Origin of the sequence: Francisella sp. 19S2-4, assembly GCF_036281795.1 — a bacterium.
Lineage (GTDB): Bacteria > Pseudomonadota > Gammaproteobacteria > Francisellales > Francisellaceae > Francisella.
Genome location: NZ_JAWUZH010000002.1, coordinates 66,353 through 81,454 on the forward strand (window position 1 = coordinate 66,353; position 15,102 = coordinate 81,454).

Here is a 15,102-nt window from a genome sequence, read left to right on the forward strand (position 1 = left end):
ATGAACAAAAGAACATTTTCTAAACTATTGCTAACTATATCTATAATACTTATAACTTGTAATGCATTTGCAGAAAGCCTTAAGCAATATAATATTTACCTTATCCCTTCTAATAAGGCAACCAAATATGTTAGAAGTTTTGATGACTCTATAGAAAAAACAGATGTTCTCAAAAAATATAATACTAGACCATTTATTGAAAACCACCCTATACATTTAACACTTTATTTAACAAGTTTTGATAGTAAAAGTATTCCAGATATTAAAAAACAACTAGCAAAAATTGCTAAAAACACATCTCCATTTAATATTAAAACAGATAAATTTATCGCTGGTAAAAGTGGTTTTGTAATGTTAAATATCCAAAATTCACCAGAACTTCAAAAATTATCAAATAAAGCTGTAACTGATTTATCTAAATATAGAAATAAAGACTACCCTGTTCCTAGTTGGGTAAAATACTATCCTACTAAATTAGAGTCTTTCAAAAAATATGGTTCACCAAATACATTTAATCAATTTAATCCCCACTTTAGCATATTAGCTGCTGATTTGGATAGTGATGAGGCTAGAACTAACTTTGAAAAAGATTTTGATCAGATAATACAAAACACTAAACTAAAACCAGAAAGTTTTAAAATAAAAGCTATAGGTTTTGGTGAAGTAGATAAATATGGTCAAGTGACTAAACCACTATATATTTATAATTTAAAAGGTTAAAATTGTAGGGTTTTAAATTTAATAATGAAGTTATAGCAAGGAAATTAAGGTGAAATATAAAAATATTTTAAAAGGACTAATTTTAGCATCGTCTTTTAGCATTTTTAGCTTTGGATATTCAGATCATAAAAATACAGAAAGTGCTCAGTGGGGATATGTCGGTGCGGAAGGTCCTGAGCACTGGGGAGACCTATCTGAAAAATATAAAGAATGCTCTACAGGTCAAGAGCAATCTCCTATAAATTTAATTACAACAAATGCTGTCAAAGGTAGCGAATCTGATAGAGTAAAAATTGACTATCATCTACATGTTGAATCAATATTAAATAATGGTCATACAATACAAATTTTATTTAAACCAGGGAGCTATATACTCGTTGGTAAGCAAAAATATGAATTAAAGCAAATGCATTTTCATACTCCAAGCGAAAATTATATGGATGGCAAAGAATATCCTTTTGAAGCTCACTTTGTAAATATTTCAAAAGATGGAAAAATAGCTGTATTAGCATTGCTTTATCAGTATAGTGATACGAAAACTAATCCTTTCATTACTAAAATATGGCCTCATATTCCCAAAAAAGTTGGACAGACCAACTCATATGAATTTACTGTAAATAAAGAAGATAGTCCTTTCCCAAATGGACATCATTCTTTTTATGAGTATACAGGGTCTCTAACAACTCCACCATGTACTGAAGGAGTTAAATGGATAATATTAAAAAGAAAAGCAAATATATCTAAAAAGCAAGTTCAAACATTTAAAGATATTTTAACTTTCAATAATGACAGACCTATTCAAAAAGCTGATAATAGAAAGATATTTTTTGAAGAAGAATAAAGAAATATAGGAAAAAAAATGAAAAACAATCACTTTGATGTAATAAGTTTAGGTGGCGGCTCTGGCGGTATAGCATCTGCTGTACAAGCTGCTAAATTTGGTAAAAAAGTTGCGATTATTGAGAAGCGTGAACTTGGTGGTACATGTGTAAACCGCGGTTGTGTACCAAAAAAAGCGATGTTCTACGGTGCTATGCTTGCAGAGCAATTAAAACATGATGTTGCAGGCTATGGTTTTGATGTTGAAGTTAAAGGTTTTAACTGGAGTACTCTAAAAGAAAAAAGAGCTACGTACATTGGTAATATACATAGCTTTTACGATAGACTACTTGATAAATGGAATATCACTCATTTTAATAACTGGGGTAAATTTAAAGACAATAAAACTATAGTTCTAGATGATGGCTCTGAGGTAACTGCAGATCATATTTTTATATCGCCAGGTGCTTACCCTATTGTTCCTAAAAATATTAAAGGGCATGAGCTAGGTATAACTTCTGATGAATTTTTTGAACTGGAAGATACTCCTAAAAAAGCAGTAATTGTTGGGGGTGGTTATATAGGTGTTGAAATAGCAGGAGTTTTAAATGCTCATGGTACTGATACAACGATAATGTGTCGTAGAGAAAAGCCTCTAATGGAATTTGATAATGATATTAGTGATACTTTAGTTGAATGTATGCAAATGACTAATCTTAAATTACTAAACCATACAAATATTACTAATGTTGAAAAAACTGGTAATACTCTAAAAATCTCTACCGATACTGGTAAAATTTTAGAAGATGTTGATACTTTAATATGGGCAACAGGTCGCGCCCCTAACACCCATAATCTTGATATAAAAAATACTGATATCAAAATAACTGACAAGGGGATAATCCCTGCTAATGATTGGTGCGAAACAAATGTTGATGGCGTATATTCTCTAGGTGATGCCTCTGGTGTTCCTCAACTAACACCAGTAGCTATTAAAACAGGTAGGTATCTAGCTCGTAGACTTTTTAATAATGAAACAGACTTAAAAGCTAACCTTAAAAATATTCCTACAGTTATATTTTCACACCCTGCTATTGGTACTGTTGGCCTATCAGAGAAAGAGGCAAGAGAAAAATATGGTGATGATAATGTAAAAGTTTACAAATCTCGCTTTACAGCTCTATACTGTGCTATCTCAGGTCATAGAATGCCAACAGTAATGAAATTAGTTGTTACTGGTGAAAATGAAAAGGTAGTTGGTTGTCATATGATCGGCCTAAATGTTGATGAGATGCTTCAAGGATTTGCAGTAGCTATCAATATGGGTGCAACTAAACGTGATTTTGATGATACTATAGCTATCCACCCTACTAGTTCTGAAGAACTTGTAACTCTAGTCTAGGAGTAATAATGAAAAAAATTATTATAATTACTAGTATCTTATTAAGTTCTTCAACTTTTGCCTTATCTCAAACTGATCTTTCAAAATCTATTTTAAAAGATAAAGCCAAGTATAAATTGTTACAAATTAGCGTTTTTCAAAATATCTTAGCAAAAAACTCAATACAAGGAATTTGCACACAACAAGGTAAAATCAAAGATCTTGACATAATCCATAGTCAACAGCCTAAAGAAAAAGATAATCAAATTATTTGGCAAGATCAATGGGTATACACTGATGCCTGTAATAAAAAAGAGCAAACAACTGTAAACTATAATGAAGATATTAAAACAAATAAAGTAACTTTTAGCTTTTTACAAAAAGGGAGTGCTGTACCACAAGGAGCGATCTTCGAAGGAAGTTATGCAAAGAAAACTCTGAAATATGATACTCTCAAACAAATAGCCCCTGTATTAAGTGTCCAAGGATGCAATATTAAAGATATATCAAATATAAAACCATATATAACATCTACTGTTACACAAGCTAAAGTTGTACCATGGGGTAGTAAAGATTCTGAAAAGTTAGTAAATGTTCCTACTTGGAATGAAGCATGGAAGATCTCATTTCTGAAAAAAATTATCTTGTAGATATTAATTATACGGGTGATGGGGTTGGTGGAACATACATAAATACTTCTGTACACATGAATAAAAAATAAAAGGATATTTTATTATGTTATTAACTACAGCAGATAGTCTTGGTAAAAGAGAAATCTTAGAACATAAAGGTCTAGTAACAGGAATAATCGTCCGTACTCCAACTATTACTCAAGGTATCTTAGGAGGCCTAAAAAATATTGTAGGCGGTAAAAATACTTCTTATACGAATGTTTGTAAGGAAGCTAGATTACATGCAGAACAAGAGATGATAGAGGAAGCCAAAAAGCTAGGAGCTAACGCTATTATAGCTATTAGATATGACTCTAGTAGTCTTGGAGGTAACACTAGTGGTACAGAAGTTTTTTGCTATGGTACAGCGGTAGTTGCTAGATAAATAACTCTATATCAATTAAACTTGAAACAAAGTTAAACTATATAAATCTAAAAAATGATCACCGAACTAGAGGCATCTTGGCAAGCATGGGTAAAAGAAAATATTGAAAGAGGTTGTAATAAAGAAGAATTATTTAAAATAATGTTAGATAATGAATTTGACCCTAGGTAATTCAATCTGCTTTGGGGTTAGAAGAACTAAGTCAATATTTAAAAAATCTTATTAATAATGAAGTAGCTCCACCACAACTATTTAATGTTTCTGAGGATAGATTTAAAAAGGCTCAAAAAGTAACTTGTAATAAAGCTAGAGCATATATTCAACATGATTTCCTATCCAAAGAAGAATGTGAACAAGTAGTAGAGAGAATTAAGAAAAATCTTCGACCATCAACTATTACAAACCCAAATGAAACTGATCAATATTTTCGTACAAGTCAAACTTGTGATCTAGGGATTTATAATGATGAATTTATAAAATATATTGATCAAAAGATAGCAGATTATTTAGACATTGATCCTAAATATTCAGAGATAATACAAGGTCAATATTATCAAATTGGTAATGAGTTTAAACTGCATACAGATTACTTTAAAAAAGGTACTACTGGATATGATAAATTTACAGCAAGACAAGGACAACGAACTTGGACGTTTATGATCTATTTGAATGACGTTGAAGAAGGTGGTCATACTGATTTTCCTAAACTTAGTTTATCTGTCAAACCTAAACTAGGAACAGCTGTTATCTGGAATAGTCTAGATGAAAAAGGTAGAGTTAATCCAGATACTCTTCACTGGGCAAAGCCTATTATTAAAGGTGAAAAATATGTTATCACTAAATGGTTTAGAGAAAGAGCAATTTAAAAAATCAACCATTTACAGTTTGGCTAGAATTTAGTCTTATTAATGGAGCTAATAAAGTTAGCCAGAATAAAAATACAATAAAACATAATATAATCATTGCAATCGCAAGAGGCATTATAGTCTTGTTAGAGAAATGACTAATGATAAAACTTCCTAATGCAGAGCATGAAAAATATAAGAAAAGTGATGCAGAAGATGCAATACTTATTGTTTTTTGATGATTCTTAACTACCCCAACATTGAATACTGTTAATATAAAGCCACTACCTAAGAAGAATGCTATCATGCTTAGTAGGAAGAAAGCTAAATGAATAGTACCTGAGAATATCTGTAAAAGAATAATTAAACCAGATATTAATGACAATATAGCGCCGATACCCATAATCTCTTCTAATGAATATTTCTTAAGTAACATCCCTGCTGCTAAGATACCAATCCAGCTAATTAATGACATAAAGCTTACAAAATAGCCATAGCTAACTGTTGAGAAACCATATGTTCCCATCATCAATAAAGGTGATGCTGTATCAAATACAGACTCCCCAGCTACTACAAAAATTGTACATAAAATAAATGCTAGGAAATATCTTTCTCTAAGAATTGTAAGATAATATTTAAATACAGCTGATATCTCAAACTTATCTTTATTATCAGCTTTTGAAGTTTCAGGTAAATAAAAATATGCAAATATTCCAATGATTAATGTATAAGCCATTATTACAAAAAATGCTATTCTATAACTATTGAGCTTAGCAACATATCCACCTAATATAGGTAATAATGTAATAATAAGACATGCTGCAAACATTATTTTACTAAATACACGAGCAGCCTCTTTACCTTCATAAATATCATTGATAATTGTACGACCCATTAATACTGTAGCACTTACTCCTAAACCTTGGAACATTCTACAAACTAGAAGTACTCTCATATCAGTAATAAATAAGCTAATAAAACTAGCTATACAAATCATAGCTATACCAATTAGCATTACTTTTCTACGGCCAATTATCTCGCCCATAGTTCCAAAGAGTAGCATTCCCCCAGCTTTACAGATATAAAAAATTGATATTACATACTGTACAATTATTGCTGAAGCCATAAAATCATGTTTAATTAGTGGCAAAAATGGCATAAAGAAGTAAACATTTAAATTTCCTAAAAACCATGTTAATAAGACAAAACTCAAGGCCGATCTAGTCTGGTCAGACATTTATTCTCCTAAAATATTTTAATATAATCTTATTAATTGACTATAAATTTGTATTTTTTAAAAACATAATCTACAGCCATAATAAGAGTTGATAATGATTATTAATTACGGATGATAAAAAAATATACTCTTTTTGTCAAAAGTTTTAAAAGCAGAATTTTGAATTATTAGTAAATACTGTTAAATATTTTAAAAACCTAAATATAGATATAGTAATTTAGCTCATTCATATTGATTCTTTCAATTAAAATCATGATAGACTAACTTTAATCCACACATAAATAAAATTGCTAATATATTGGAGAGTTTTTATGTCAGAAAAAATAATTGTTATTGTTAAACTAGATTCTAAAAATGGTCGTAATGAAGAACTTTATGATCTAGCTAAAAAGCTTATTAAACCTATAAATTCAGAATTAGGATGTATCCATTATGAATTAGGATGTAATAATGATGGTACTGTATTTGAAGTTATGGCTTTTACAGATGAAAATAGTCATAAAATTCATTTAGAATCTAAACATGTCCAAAGCTTTTTATCAGAAATTAAAGATTTAGATGTAGAAATAAAAACTGAAAAATTTAAAGCTTGCACTTAAATTTCATTTTCTAGATCTATTTTTATAGCACTTCACCTTTTGGCTTTCTAACACTCTTATTTGCATTAATCTTTTGTTTAATTTTTTTAGCAAAGTCATTATTATGATTTGAAGACTTCTTTGGGCTACTATTTCTATTATTCTTATTAGCTCTTTTGGCTGCAATTATTTTAACTTCATCAATTTTTTTAACTTTAGTCTTACGTGACATACTAGTTATAGGTACATTATGAGTCGCTTCAAACCCCTCTAACTCCTCACGCGGTAAAAGATGACCTATTAAATGTTCAATATTTGATAATGATTCTACTTCATCTGCACTAACCAAAGATATTGCTAAGCCATCTTGCCCTGCTCTACCAGTTCTACCAATTCTGTGAACATAATCCTCAGCGACATTTGGTAAATCAAGATTTATAACGCATGGAAGCTGTGCAATATCAATACCTCTAGCGGCTATATCTGTAGCCACTAATACATTTATCTCTTTATTCTTAAAATCCGCTAAAGCTTTTGTACGAGCAGTTTGACTTTTATTACCATGGATAGCACTACTAGTTATATCTGCTTTATTAAGTTTTTCAGAAATTTTGTTTGCACCATGTTTAGTGCGAGAAAAAACCAATACCTGATGTAAATCTTGATCTTTAATCAATGCTATTAATGCATTAATCTTATTGGCTTTATCTAAAGTGTAGATTTTCTGCTCAATTTTTTTAACAGTAGTATTTACAATATCTGCTGATACAGATTGAGGATTATTAAGAAATTCACTAGCTAAAGTTTTAATCTCTGGTGAAAATGTTGCGGAGAACATTAAAGTCTGGATTTTTTTAGGTAATAATTTATGAATCCTTTTCAAATCATTAATAAAACCCATGTCCAACATTCTATCTGCTTCATCAAGAACTAAAGTAGTCAAGCTATCAAATTTAATAGCATTTTGACTATATAAGTCAAGTAATCTACCTGGTGTTGCTATTAAGATCTCTACACCCTTACGTAGTTTCATCATTTGTGGATTTATACTTACCCCTCCAAATACAACTGCTGAACGAATATGTGTATTTTCACCATATAACCTAACTTGGTCTTGGATTTGAGCAGCTAGTTCCCTTGTTGGCGTTAAAACTAAGACTTTAATTTTATTTGCTTGAGCTTTCGGTTGATCTAAGAGCTTTTGTATAACCGGTAAAGTAAATCCAGCAGTTTTACCAGTACCTGTTTGAGCTGATGCCATTACATCATGACCTTTTAAAATTAAAGGGATGGCTTTTAACTGAATAGCTGTTGGCTTAGTATAGCCTTTTTTATCTAAGGCACTACAAATTGAAGAATTTAAACCTAAGTCTGAGAATTGCATTTATTTATTTCCTATATTTTTTAACCTAGCTATATTAACACTAATAAATAATATTTACCCTATAAAGATGATTTATTAAATAATATAATATCGCTAACACTCAATTATATGAGATTTAAAACTAAAAATGTCAAACACATACTGTTCTGAGCTAGGCAAAAATGTTCGAGATCATCTGATAAAGTTAGGCTTAGAACAACCAAGAGAATTTAATACTAATAATGATACAAAAATAGAAAAAATCTCTAAAGCATATCGTGAAATATTAGATACTTTAGGCTTAAATACTTCAGAATTTGAAAAGACTCCATTTAGAATAGCTAGAATGTTTTCCCAAGAAATTTTTAATGGTCTAAATTATGATAATTTTCCTGCCTGCGCTTTATATGAAAATGAGTTTAAATATAATGGTGTTTTAACTCAAAAAAATATTACTATAATGTCTTTTTGTGAACATCACTTTGTACCATTTGAAGGCTCTGCAGAAGTCTCATTTATTCCAAAGAACAACAATATTATTGGTCTTTGTCGTATAAACAGCATCTGTGACTTCTTTGCTAGACGTCCTCAAATACAAGAAAGAATGACTGCACAAATATTTGAATGTTTAAAGTTCATCCTCGGTACAGAAGATGTCTCTGTGAAAATAACTGCTAAACATACTTGTGTTTCATTTCGTGGATGTAATAATAAAAATACTGAAACTTTTACTCAAATGCTCGGTGGTTTCTTTGCCAAACAGATATAAGGTTAATATGAGTAATTTATTAGATATTGGTTGTTTATTTTTAATTGCTTTAATCATTAGTTGTATTTGTTCAAAAGGATATTTAAGATATTTTTTAATAGTTCTAACTATAATTTACTATCTGATTGGTAGTGGTATTTTAGGATATTTTTTAGCAAAACCAATTCAATCAGAAACATCAGATATAAAAGCATGTGCTAGTACAAATGGTATCATTATGTTAGGAGCTGGTCTAAATAACGCTTTTGGGGAATTAGAACCAAGTCTTGGATCATATGATCGTATACTCAAAACTGCTGAAATTTATAATAAATATCCGCAAAAAATTATAGTAACTGGCGGCATACCTAAGGGAGAAAAAATATCAGAAGCTGAAATTTATACAAAAGAATTAAATAAATTAGGTATTCCTAGTTCTGATATTTTATTAGAAAAAAAATCCAAAAATACATATCAAAATGCTAAATATACTAAAGAACTTTTAGAAAAAGATAAAACTTATTGCTTAGTAACTGGCGGCATTCATTATAAGAGAGCTAAAATACTTTTTGATAAGTTTAATATTAATACTATTAGTCTAGCCTCATCTAAACTTGTTCCAGATATTAAAATATTACCAAGTGCCTATAATTTTTATATAACTCAAAGAATTATTCATGAATATTTTGGAATTATAAGAACTTATTTTTAAGTCATTAAATGATAATACTCTCTATATCTTATTTGCTATAAAAATCTAAAATTAAAATATTTTTAATATAACTATTGAATCATAATGCAATACACTGTACCATTATTAAATACTTTTACCTATATGCTAATATTTTTATTTTAGAATATTAAAAATTATGCCCTAAAGGAGGTATCCTATGAAATTTTTACGTTATAAACATGAGGGAAATATATATCCATGTATTCTATCAAATGATACGTTATATAATATTGAAAAATATATAAATGATATTTGTCCTCAAAACATCGACAAATTAAATTCGATAATAAATAATATTGATTTAAATTCATTACCAATACTTACAGATAATATAGAAAAAAAGAATATTAAAAATTGTATACAAAACCCAGGAAAAATAGTAGCAGTTGGTATGAACTATTTAGATCACTTAGAAAGAGTAAATTTTCTAGGTGGACCTAAAGTTAAACCAGAAAACTTTATATTTTTTCAAAAACCATCAAGCAGTATTGCAGGACCATATGATCCAATTTATATTCCAAAAACTGGTGGTAAGCTTGATTATGAAAACGAATTAGCTGTAATTATTGGTAAAGCTGCTAAGGATATTAAAGAAGAAAATGCTCATGAGTATATTCTTGGATATTGCCTTAGTAATGATGCTTCAGATAGAATACTACAATTCCAGAAGCCTGGACAATATAATATGGGTAAAAGCTGTGACTCTTTCTGCCCTCTTGGTCCATATTTAGTTAGTAAAGATGAAATTGATCCTTCAAATCTATTTATAAAGACTAAAGTTAATAATAAGTTAGTACAAGATGGTTCTACAAAAACAATGATTTTTAGTATTCCTAATATAATCGCTAAATTAAGCGAGTACTTCACTCTAGAGCCTGGTGATATTATTTTGACAGGCACACCTCAAGGGGTTCAATTAGAAAATGAAATACTTGGTTTAGAAGCTAATTATTTAAAAGAAAATGATATTCTTGAATTAGAAATAGAAGGTTTAGGTAAACAAGAAAATTTAATCTTACAAGCATAGTTTAAAAAGATTAATAAAATACTCTCTAATCAAAAGTATTTTCATCTACTTACTCCTTTAAGTTTGATGCAAGGAGTATTTTATTATTCTAAATTTGACTAGAATCTATCATTTGCTGGAAAAAATCATTCATTGTTTCAGATAATGAACGATAAGTCATTCCTAACTCTCTCACACTTTTTAAATTATCACCAATCCATGGATAATTTACATTTTTTGAAATAAATTTACGAGTTAAACTAGAATTAGTCATAGGACCAAAAAGCCAAACTAAACTTTTAGGTAATACTTTTTTAGGCAATGGATACTTATCTCCAAAATGAGGTAATAAAAGTTTAACCATTTCTGGCAAGCTTGTATTGTGACCAGAGATAATATAACGACCATTGGCATCAGGGATAAATGCTGCCGCAATATGTGCTTTAGCAACATCTCTAACATCAACAATACCTAATCCTAAATTTGGAACTCCAGCTTTCATCGTTCCATCACCAAGTTGACGGATTAAATTAAAACTCTCAGATGTTGCTTTAGGATTTAGCCCTGGACCCATAACTAAAGTAGGATTTATTGTAACCAAATCCCACTGATTTTGATTTTTAGCGATGTTCCATGCTTCTTTTTCAGCTAAAGTTTTTGATAGTGAATATGGGTTATGCTTCACTGTTGATGAAGTATTCCATATTTCCTCAGTAAAAATACCTAGCGGTGTATTCTCTAAATCTTTATTATCACTAAAAATAGCTGCACAGCTACTAGTCAAAACAACTCTACGAACACTAGATGTTTTAGACGCTTGTGATAAAACATTATGTGTGCCAAATTTAGCTGGATCAATAAGATCTTTTTGAGGATCATTAACATTAAGTTTAAAAGGTGATGCTGTATGAAATACAATGGAACACCCCTCCATAGCTTCAGCAAATGATCCATCATTTAATAAATCTGCTTTAAAATATTTTATAGTTCCTGGACTATTCTTAGCTATTTTATCTAGATGTGTGTTTTTATCTGTATCTAAAGGATTACGTACAGCTGCATGAACATCAACACCATTCTCTAATAATTCTTTAATAATCCAGCTTGCAACATATCCTGTTGCTCCAGTTACTAAAACCGGCGATGATGTATCTATATTTAACATAACTTATCTCCTTTAATACTATAAACTTATATTAGCTTATACTCTTTGCTCAATATCAAACTTGGTTTTTAAAGTTTCTAAAACTTTATCTGTACTTTCGATGATTATCTTATCATCTAAAGTTTGAGCATTATCTTGGAAAATCATACTAAGAGCTATACTCTTTTTATCATTTTCTTGCGATTCATAAATATCAAAAATATTTACATCTTTTAAAATATTGATATTCAAATCTTTTATAGTTTTTGTAATATCCCCAGCAAATACAGACTTATCTACTAAGAATGAAATATCTCTTGATACTGATGGATATTTAGAGATTTTTTCAAAACTAGGTATTTGCTTTTTAGTTAAAACTTTTAAATCTATCTCAAAAACTATTGGAGCCTTTGCTTTAATTTGGAAAGTTTTTAATACAGTTGGATTAATTACACCTATTAGACCTATTCTCTTACCATCTACTAAAATATACGCAGATTGACCAGGATGAAGCCAGTTTACATTATCACAAACTTCAAAACTTAAATTAGCCACATCACTACATAGAGCTTCAATATCAGCCTTAACATCAAAAAAATCTATTTTCTTAGTATTTGACCAGTTAATATTTAGTAAATCTCCATAAGCTAAACCTGCAATTCTATCAAACTGAACTCTTTGATTATTTTCTAATTTAAAACAAGCTCCTTTTTCGAATATTCTTATTCTATTTTGTTGACGAGCTGTATTTGCTTTAAAAGAATTTATTAATCCAGGAATTAATGACTGTCTCATTACAGATAAATCTTGAGATATTGGATTCTGTATAGCTATGCCCTTTTGCTCAAAGAAAAACTCATCATACTTGGGATCTATAAAACTATAATTAATAGTTTCATGATATCCTCTATCTACCAACCTAGCATTTAATACATCTAAAGATTGCTGTGTTTCTGAAATATTAACTTTAGAAGCAGCATATTTAGGCATAGTTTCAGGAAGTTTAGAATATCCATATATACGAGCAACTTCTTCGATTAAATCTTCTGGTATTTCCATATCAAAACGATATGATGGTGGAGTTACTTCGATAAAGTTACTATCAAAAGTTGTATCAACACTCATATGCAATGCTTCTAAAACTTTCGTAACATAATCAAGATTAAATTCTGTTCCTAAAACACGATTTAACTTATCAATAGAAAGATTTATTTTAATTTGCTTATTTAAGCTTTCTAGATCTTCACTACCATGAATTGGTGCCACATCGCCACCAGCAAACTCTGTTATCAATTTAATAGCTAATTTCATAGCTTTTTTTGCTAGTTTTGGATCAACTCCTCTTTCAAAACGATGTGATGAATCTGTATGAAGATTATATTTACGCGCTTTGCCAGCAATCTTCTCAGGAACAAAGAAAGCACTTTCTAAAAATATATCTGAAGTATCTGCAGTTATTGATGAATCAAGTCCACCCATAACTCCAGCTATTGCTAAAGCTTTTTTATCATCTGCAATTACTAATGTATCTGATTCTAGTTTTACTTGCGTTTCATCTAAAAGAGTTAATTCTTCGTGATTTTTTGCATAACGAACATTTATACTACCTTCTAATTTATTAAGATCAAAAGCGTGCATTGGCTGACCTGTCAAAAGCATTATATAATTTGTTACATCCACAAAGAATGAAATACTTCCCACACCACTTCTTCTTAGTTTTTCAACCATCCATAATGGTGTTTGGACTTTATTATTAACATTCTTAATGATACATCCATAATATGACTTACATGCATCTGTAGCAATTATATTTACTTCTTTAGTATCTTTAATATCTATTTCAGTATCTGAGATTTCTAATTCTTTAAGCTGTGTTTTTGCAAGAGCTGATACTTCTCTAGCAATACCATATACACTTAGACAATCTGCCCTATTTGGTGTTAGATCAACTTCTATAATATTGTCATATAAATTTAAATATTTATTAATATCCTCACCTACTGGAGCATCTACTGGCAGATCCATCAAACCATCTGCTTTTTCAGCTAAACCTAATTCCTCCTCTGAACACATCATTCCAAAAGACTCTTGACCACGAAGTTTAGATTTTTTAATTTTAAAGTTCCCTGGTAATATAGCCCCTATTTTTGCAACGGGTGCTTTCATACCTTCATAAATATTATTAGCGCCACAAACTATAGTTAGAAGCTCGCCTTCTGCTACATCTACACTACAAACATTTAGTTTATCTGCATCTGGATGCTTATTAATAGTTTTAATCTGCCCAACTACTACACCACTTACTTTTTCTGCCACTACTGACTCTACAGCATCAACTTCTAAGCCTGCTGAAGTTAATGTATCTGCTAAATTTTGGCTCTCTTGAGTATCAGTTAGATATTCATTTAACCAATTATGTGAAAATTTCATTTATAAACCTCAAATAATAATTAAAACTGTTTTAAAAATCTTAGATCATTTTCAAAAAACATTCTTAGATCATCAATTCCATATCTAAGCATAGCCAATCTTTCTACACCCATACCAAAAGCGAATCCTTGATACTCTTCAGAATTAACATTTCCAGCTTTTAAGACTTTGGGATGAACCATACCACAACCTAGTACCTCTAACCAGCCTGTATGCTTACATACTCTACATCCTTCACCATTACACATCACACACTCCATATCAGCCTCAGCTGAAGGTTCTGTAAATGGAAAATATGAAGGTCTAAAGCGTACTTGTAAATCTCTCTCAAAAAATGAATTTAAAAATGCATGTAATAAACCTTTTAAATCAGCAAAAGATACATCTTTTTCTACAAGTAGTCCCTCAACTTGATGAAACATAGGTGTATGTGTAATATCTGAATCACAACGGTAAACTCTACCTGGAGCAATTATTCTAATTGGCGGCTCTTGCTTTTCCATAGTTCTAATTTGTACGCCAGATGTATGTGTTCTTAAAACATGAGTATCATCAATATAAAAAGTATCATGCATCGCACGTGCTGGATGATGTGATGGGATATTTAAAGTTTCAAAATTATAATAGTCACTTTCTATCTCTGGACCAAATTCAATAGCAAAACCATTTTGCTTAAAAAACGATTCTATTCTATTTAAAGTTTTTGTAACAGGATGCAAAGAGCCTTGATTTTGCCCTACACCACTTAAGGTTACATCAATTTTTTCTTTTGCTAATTTTTCATTTAACTCTGACTCTTCAAAAAAAGCTAATTTTGTATTAATAGCTTCTTGTAAAGCTTGTTTAGCAATATTTACAGCTTGGCCTAGCTTTGGTTTTTCTTCATTAGGTAATGTAGCTATTAGCTTCATCATACCTGTCAACTCACCTTTTTTACCAAGATATTTGACTCTAATATCATCTAGAGACTTCTTATCTGTGACAAGATTAAGCTCTTCTAAAGCTTTATCTTTCATTTGATCAACTATTTGCATATTTATCC

Annotated in this window: 15 protein-coding genes; 10 read left to right on the forward strand and 5 right to left on the reverse strand. The window is 30.0% G+C overall.

Annotation, left to right across the window (positions count from 1 at the left end; translation table 11 throughout):
* The 6 genes from R8535_RS00805 to R8535_RS00830 all read left to right on the forward strand — a co-directional run bounded on the left by R8535_RS00805 (nucleotide 1) and on the right by R8535_RS00830 (nucleotide 4,842).
* Nucleotides 1-720, forward strand: coding sequence for a 2'-5' RNA ligase family protein (locus tag R8535_RS00805; protein WP_329495551.1), 720 nt, complete (start codon nucleotides 1-3; stop codon nucleotides 718-720).
* Nucleotides 721-769: 49 nt separating this feature from the next.
* Nucleotides 770-1,561 carry a carbonic anhydrase gene (locus R8535_RS00810; protein ID WP_329495549.1) on the forward strand — a complete coding sequence of 264 codons (792 nt, stop codon included), beginning with the start codon at nucleotides 770-772 and terminating at the stop codon, nucleotides 1,559-1,561.
* 18 nt (nucleotides 1,562-1,579) lie between these two features.
* Nucleotides 1,580-2,941: a glutathione-disulfide reductase gene (gene gorA, locus R8535_RS00815; RefSeq protein ID WP_329495547.1), complete on the forward strand. Its 1,362-nt coding sequence runs from the start codon at nucleotides 1,580-1,582 to the stop codon at nucleotides 2,939-2,941.
* Nucleotides 2,942-2,949: 8 nt separating this feature from the next.
* The gene (locus R8535_RS00820; RefSeq protein ID WP_329495545.1) at nucleotides 2,950-3,570 is read left to right on the forward strand and encodes a hypothetical protein; all 621 of its coding nucleotides are present in this window, start codon (nucleotides 2,950-2,952) and stop codon (nucleotides 3,568-3,570) included.
* 85 nt (nucleotides 3,571-3,655) lie between these two features.
* Entirely contained in the window at nucleotides 3,656-3,976 is a 321-nt protein-coding gene (locus R8535_RS00825; protein ID WP_329495544.1) for a YbjQ family protein, read from the forward strand.
* Between the two features lie 182 nt (nucleotides 3,977-4,158).
* On the forward strand, nucleotides 4,159-4,842 hold the full coding sequence (locus R8535_RS00830) for a prolyl hydroxylase family protein (RefSeq protein WP_329495543.1): 684 nt from the start codon (nucleotides 4,159-4,161) through the stop codon (nucleotides 4,840-4,842).
* Between the two features lie 4 nt (nucleotides 4,843-4,846).
* Here the strand turns inward: R8535_RS00830 and R8535_RS00835 are convergent, their stop codons facing one another.
* Nucleotides 4,847-6,058 carry an MFS transporter gene (locus tag R8535_RS00835; protein ID WP_329495540.1) on the reverse strand — a complete coding sequence of 404 codons (1,212 nt, stop codon included), beginning with the start codon at nucleotides 6,056-6,058 and terminating at the stop codon, nucleotides 4,847-4,849.
* 311 nt (nucleotides 6,059-6,369) lie between these two features.
* Between R8535_RS00835 and R8535_RS00840 the strand changes: the two genes are divergently transcribed.
* A complete protein-coding gene (locus R8535_RS00840; protein WP_329495539.1) occupies nucleotides 6,370-6,657 on the forward strand; it encodes a putative quinol monooxygenase in 288 nt (95 codons plus the stop codon).
* Nucleotides 6,658-6,679: 22 nt separating this feature from the next.
* On the opposite strand, the gene R8535_RS00845 is transcribed toward R8535_RS00840, so the two are convergent.
* Nucleotides 6,680-8,020 carry a DEAD/DEAH box helicase gene (locus tag R8535_RS00845; RefSeq protein ID WP_329495537.1) on the reverse strand — a complete coding sequence of 447 codons (1,341 nt, stop codon included), beginning with the start codon at nucleotides 8,018-8,020 and terminating at the stop codon, nucleotides 6,680-6,682.
* Between the two features lie 127 nt (nucleotides 8,021-8,147).
* Between R8535_RS00845 and folE the strand changes: the two genes are divergently transcribed.
* From folE to R8535_RS00860, 3 genes are all read left to right on the forward strand, one after another.
* The gene (gene folE / locus R8535_RS00850; protein WP_329495536.1) at nucleotides 8,148-8,768 is read left to right on the forward strand and encodes a GTP cyclohydrolase I FolE; all 621 of its coding nucleotides are present in this window, start codon (nucleotides 8,148-8,150) and stop codon (nucleotides 8,766-8,768) included.
* 7 nt (nucleotides 8,769-8,775) lie between these two features.
* A complete protein-coding gene (locus tag R8535_RS00855; protein WP_329495535.1) occupies nucleotides 8,776-9,459 on the forward strand; it encodes a YdcF family protein in 684 nt (227 codons plus the stop codon).
* 178 nt (nucleotides 9,460-9,637) lie between these two features.
* Nucleotides 9,638-10,507, forward strand: coding sequence for a fumarylacetoacetate hydrolase family protein (locus R8535_RS00860; RefSeq protein WP_329495533.1), 870 nt, complete (start codon nucleotides 9,638-9,640; stop codon nucleotides 10,505-10,507).
* A gap of 88 nt (nucleotides 10,508-10,595) precedes the next feature.
* On the opposite strand, the gene R8535_RS00865 is transcribed toward R8535_RS00860, so the two are convergent.
* The 3 genes from R8535_RS00865 to pheS are packed head-to-tail and all read right to left on the reverse strand — an operon-like array spanning nucleotide 10,596 to nucleotide 15,094.
* On the reverse strand, nucleotides 10,596-11,651 hold the full coding sequence (locus R8535_RS00865) for an NAD-dependent epimerase/dehydratase family protein (RefSeq protein WP_329495531.1): 1,056 nt from the start codon (nucleotides 11,649-11,651) through the stop codon (nucleotides 10,596-10,598).
* Between the two features lie 36 nt (nucleotides 11,652-11,687).
* Nucleotides 11,688-14,060, reverse strand: coding sequence for a phenylalanine--tRNA ligase subunit beta (gene pheT, locus R8535_RS00870; protein ID WP_329495529.1), 2,373 nt, complete (start codon nucleotides 14,058-14,060; stop codon nucleotides 11,688-11,690).
* A 20-nt stretch (nucleotides 14,061-14,080) separates the two neighbouring features.
* Nucleotides 14,081-15,094: a phenylalanine--tRNA ligase subunit alpha gene (gene pheS / locus R8535_RS00875; protein WP_329495528.1), complete on the reverse strand. Its 1,014-nt coding sequence runs from the start codon at nucleotides 15,092-15,094 to the stop codon at nucleotides 14,081-14,083.
* Nucleotides 15,095-15,102 lie beyond the last annotated feature (8 nt).

Bases quoted from the DNA above. Each gene is read 5' to 3' on its own strand.
- R8535_RS00805 (WP_329495551.1), top strand. From the start codon at position 1: ATGAACAAAAGAACATTTTCTAAACTATTGCTAACTATATCTATAATA.
- gorA (WP_329495547.1), top strand. From the start codon at position 1,580: ATGAAAAACAATCACTTTGATGTAATAAGTTTAGGTGGCGGCTCTGGC.
- R8535_RS00820 (WP_329495545.1), top strand. From the start codon at position 2,950: ATGAAAAAAATTATTATAATTACTAGTATCTTATTAAGTTCTTCAACT.
- R8535_RS00825 (WP_329495544.1), top strand. From the start codon at position 3,656: ATGTTATTAACTACAGCAGATAGTCTTGGTAAAAGAGAAATCTTAGAA.
- R8535_RS00835 (WP_329495540.1), bottom strand. From the start codon at position 6,058: ATGTCTGACCAGACTAGATCGGCCTTGAGTTTTGTCTTATTAACATGG.
- R8535_RS00840 (WP_329495539.1), top strand. From the start codon at position 6,370: ATGTCAGAAAAAATAATTGTTATTGTTAAACTAGATTCTAAAAATGGT.
- R8535_RS00845 (WP_329495537.1), bottom strand. From the start codon at position 8,020: ATGCAATTCTCAGACTTAGGTTTAAATTCTTCAATTTGTAGTGCCTTA.
- folE (WP_329495536.1), top strand. From the start codon at position 8,148: ATGTCAAACACATACTGTTCTGAGCTAGGCAAAAATGTTCGAGATCAT.
- R8535_RS00855 (WP_329495535.1), top strand. From the start codon at position 8,776: ATGAGTAATTTATTAGATATTGGTTGTTTATTTTTAATTGCTTTAATC.
- R8535_RS00860 (WP_329495533.1), top strand. From the start codon at position 9,638: ATGAAATTTTTACGTTATAAACATGAGGGAAATATATATCCATGTATT.
- R8535_RS00865 (WP_329495531.1), bottom strand. From the start codon at position 11,651: ATGTTAAATATAGATACATCATCGCCGGTTTTAGTAACTGGAGCAACA.
- pheT (WP_329495529.1), bottom strand. From the start codon at position 14,060: ATGAAATTTTCACATAATTGGTTAAATGAATATCTAACTGATACTCAA.
- pheS (WP_329495528.1), bottom strand. From the start codon at position 15,094: ATGCAAATAGTTGATCAAATGAAAGATAAAGCTTTAGAAGAGCTTAAT.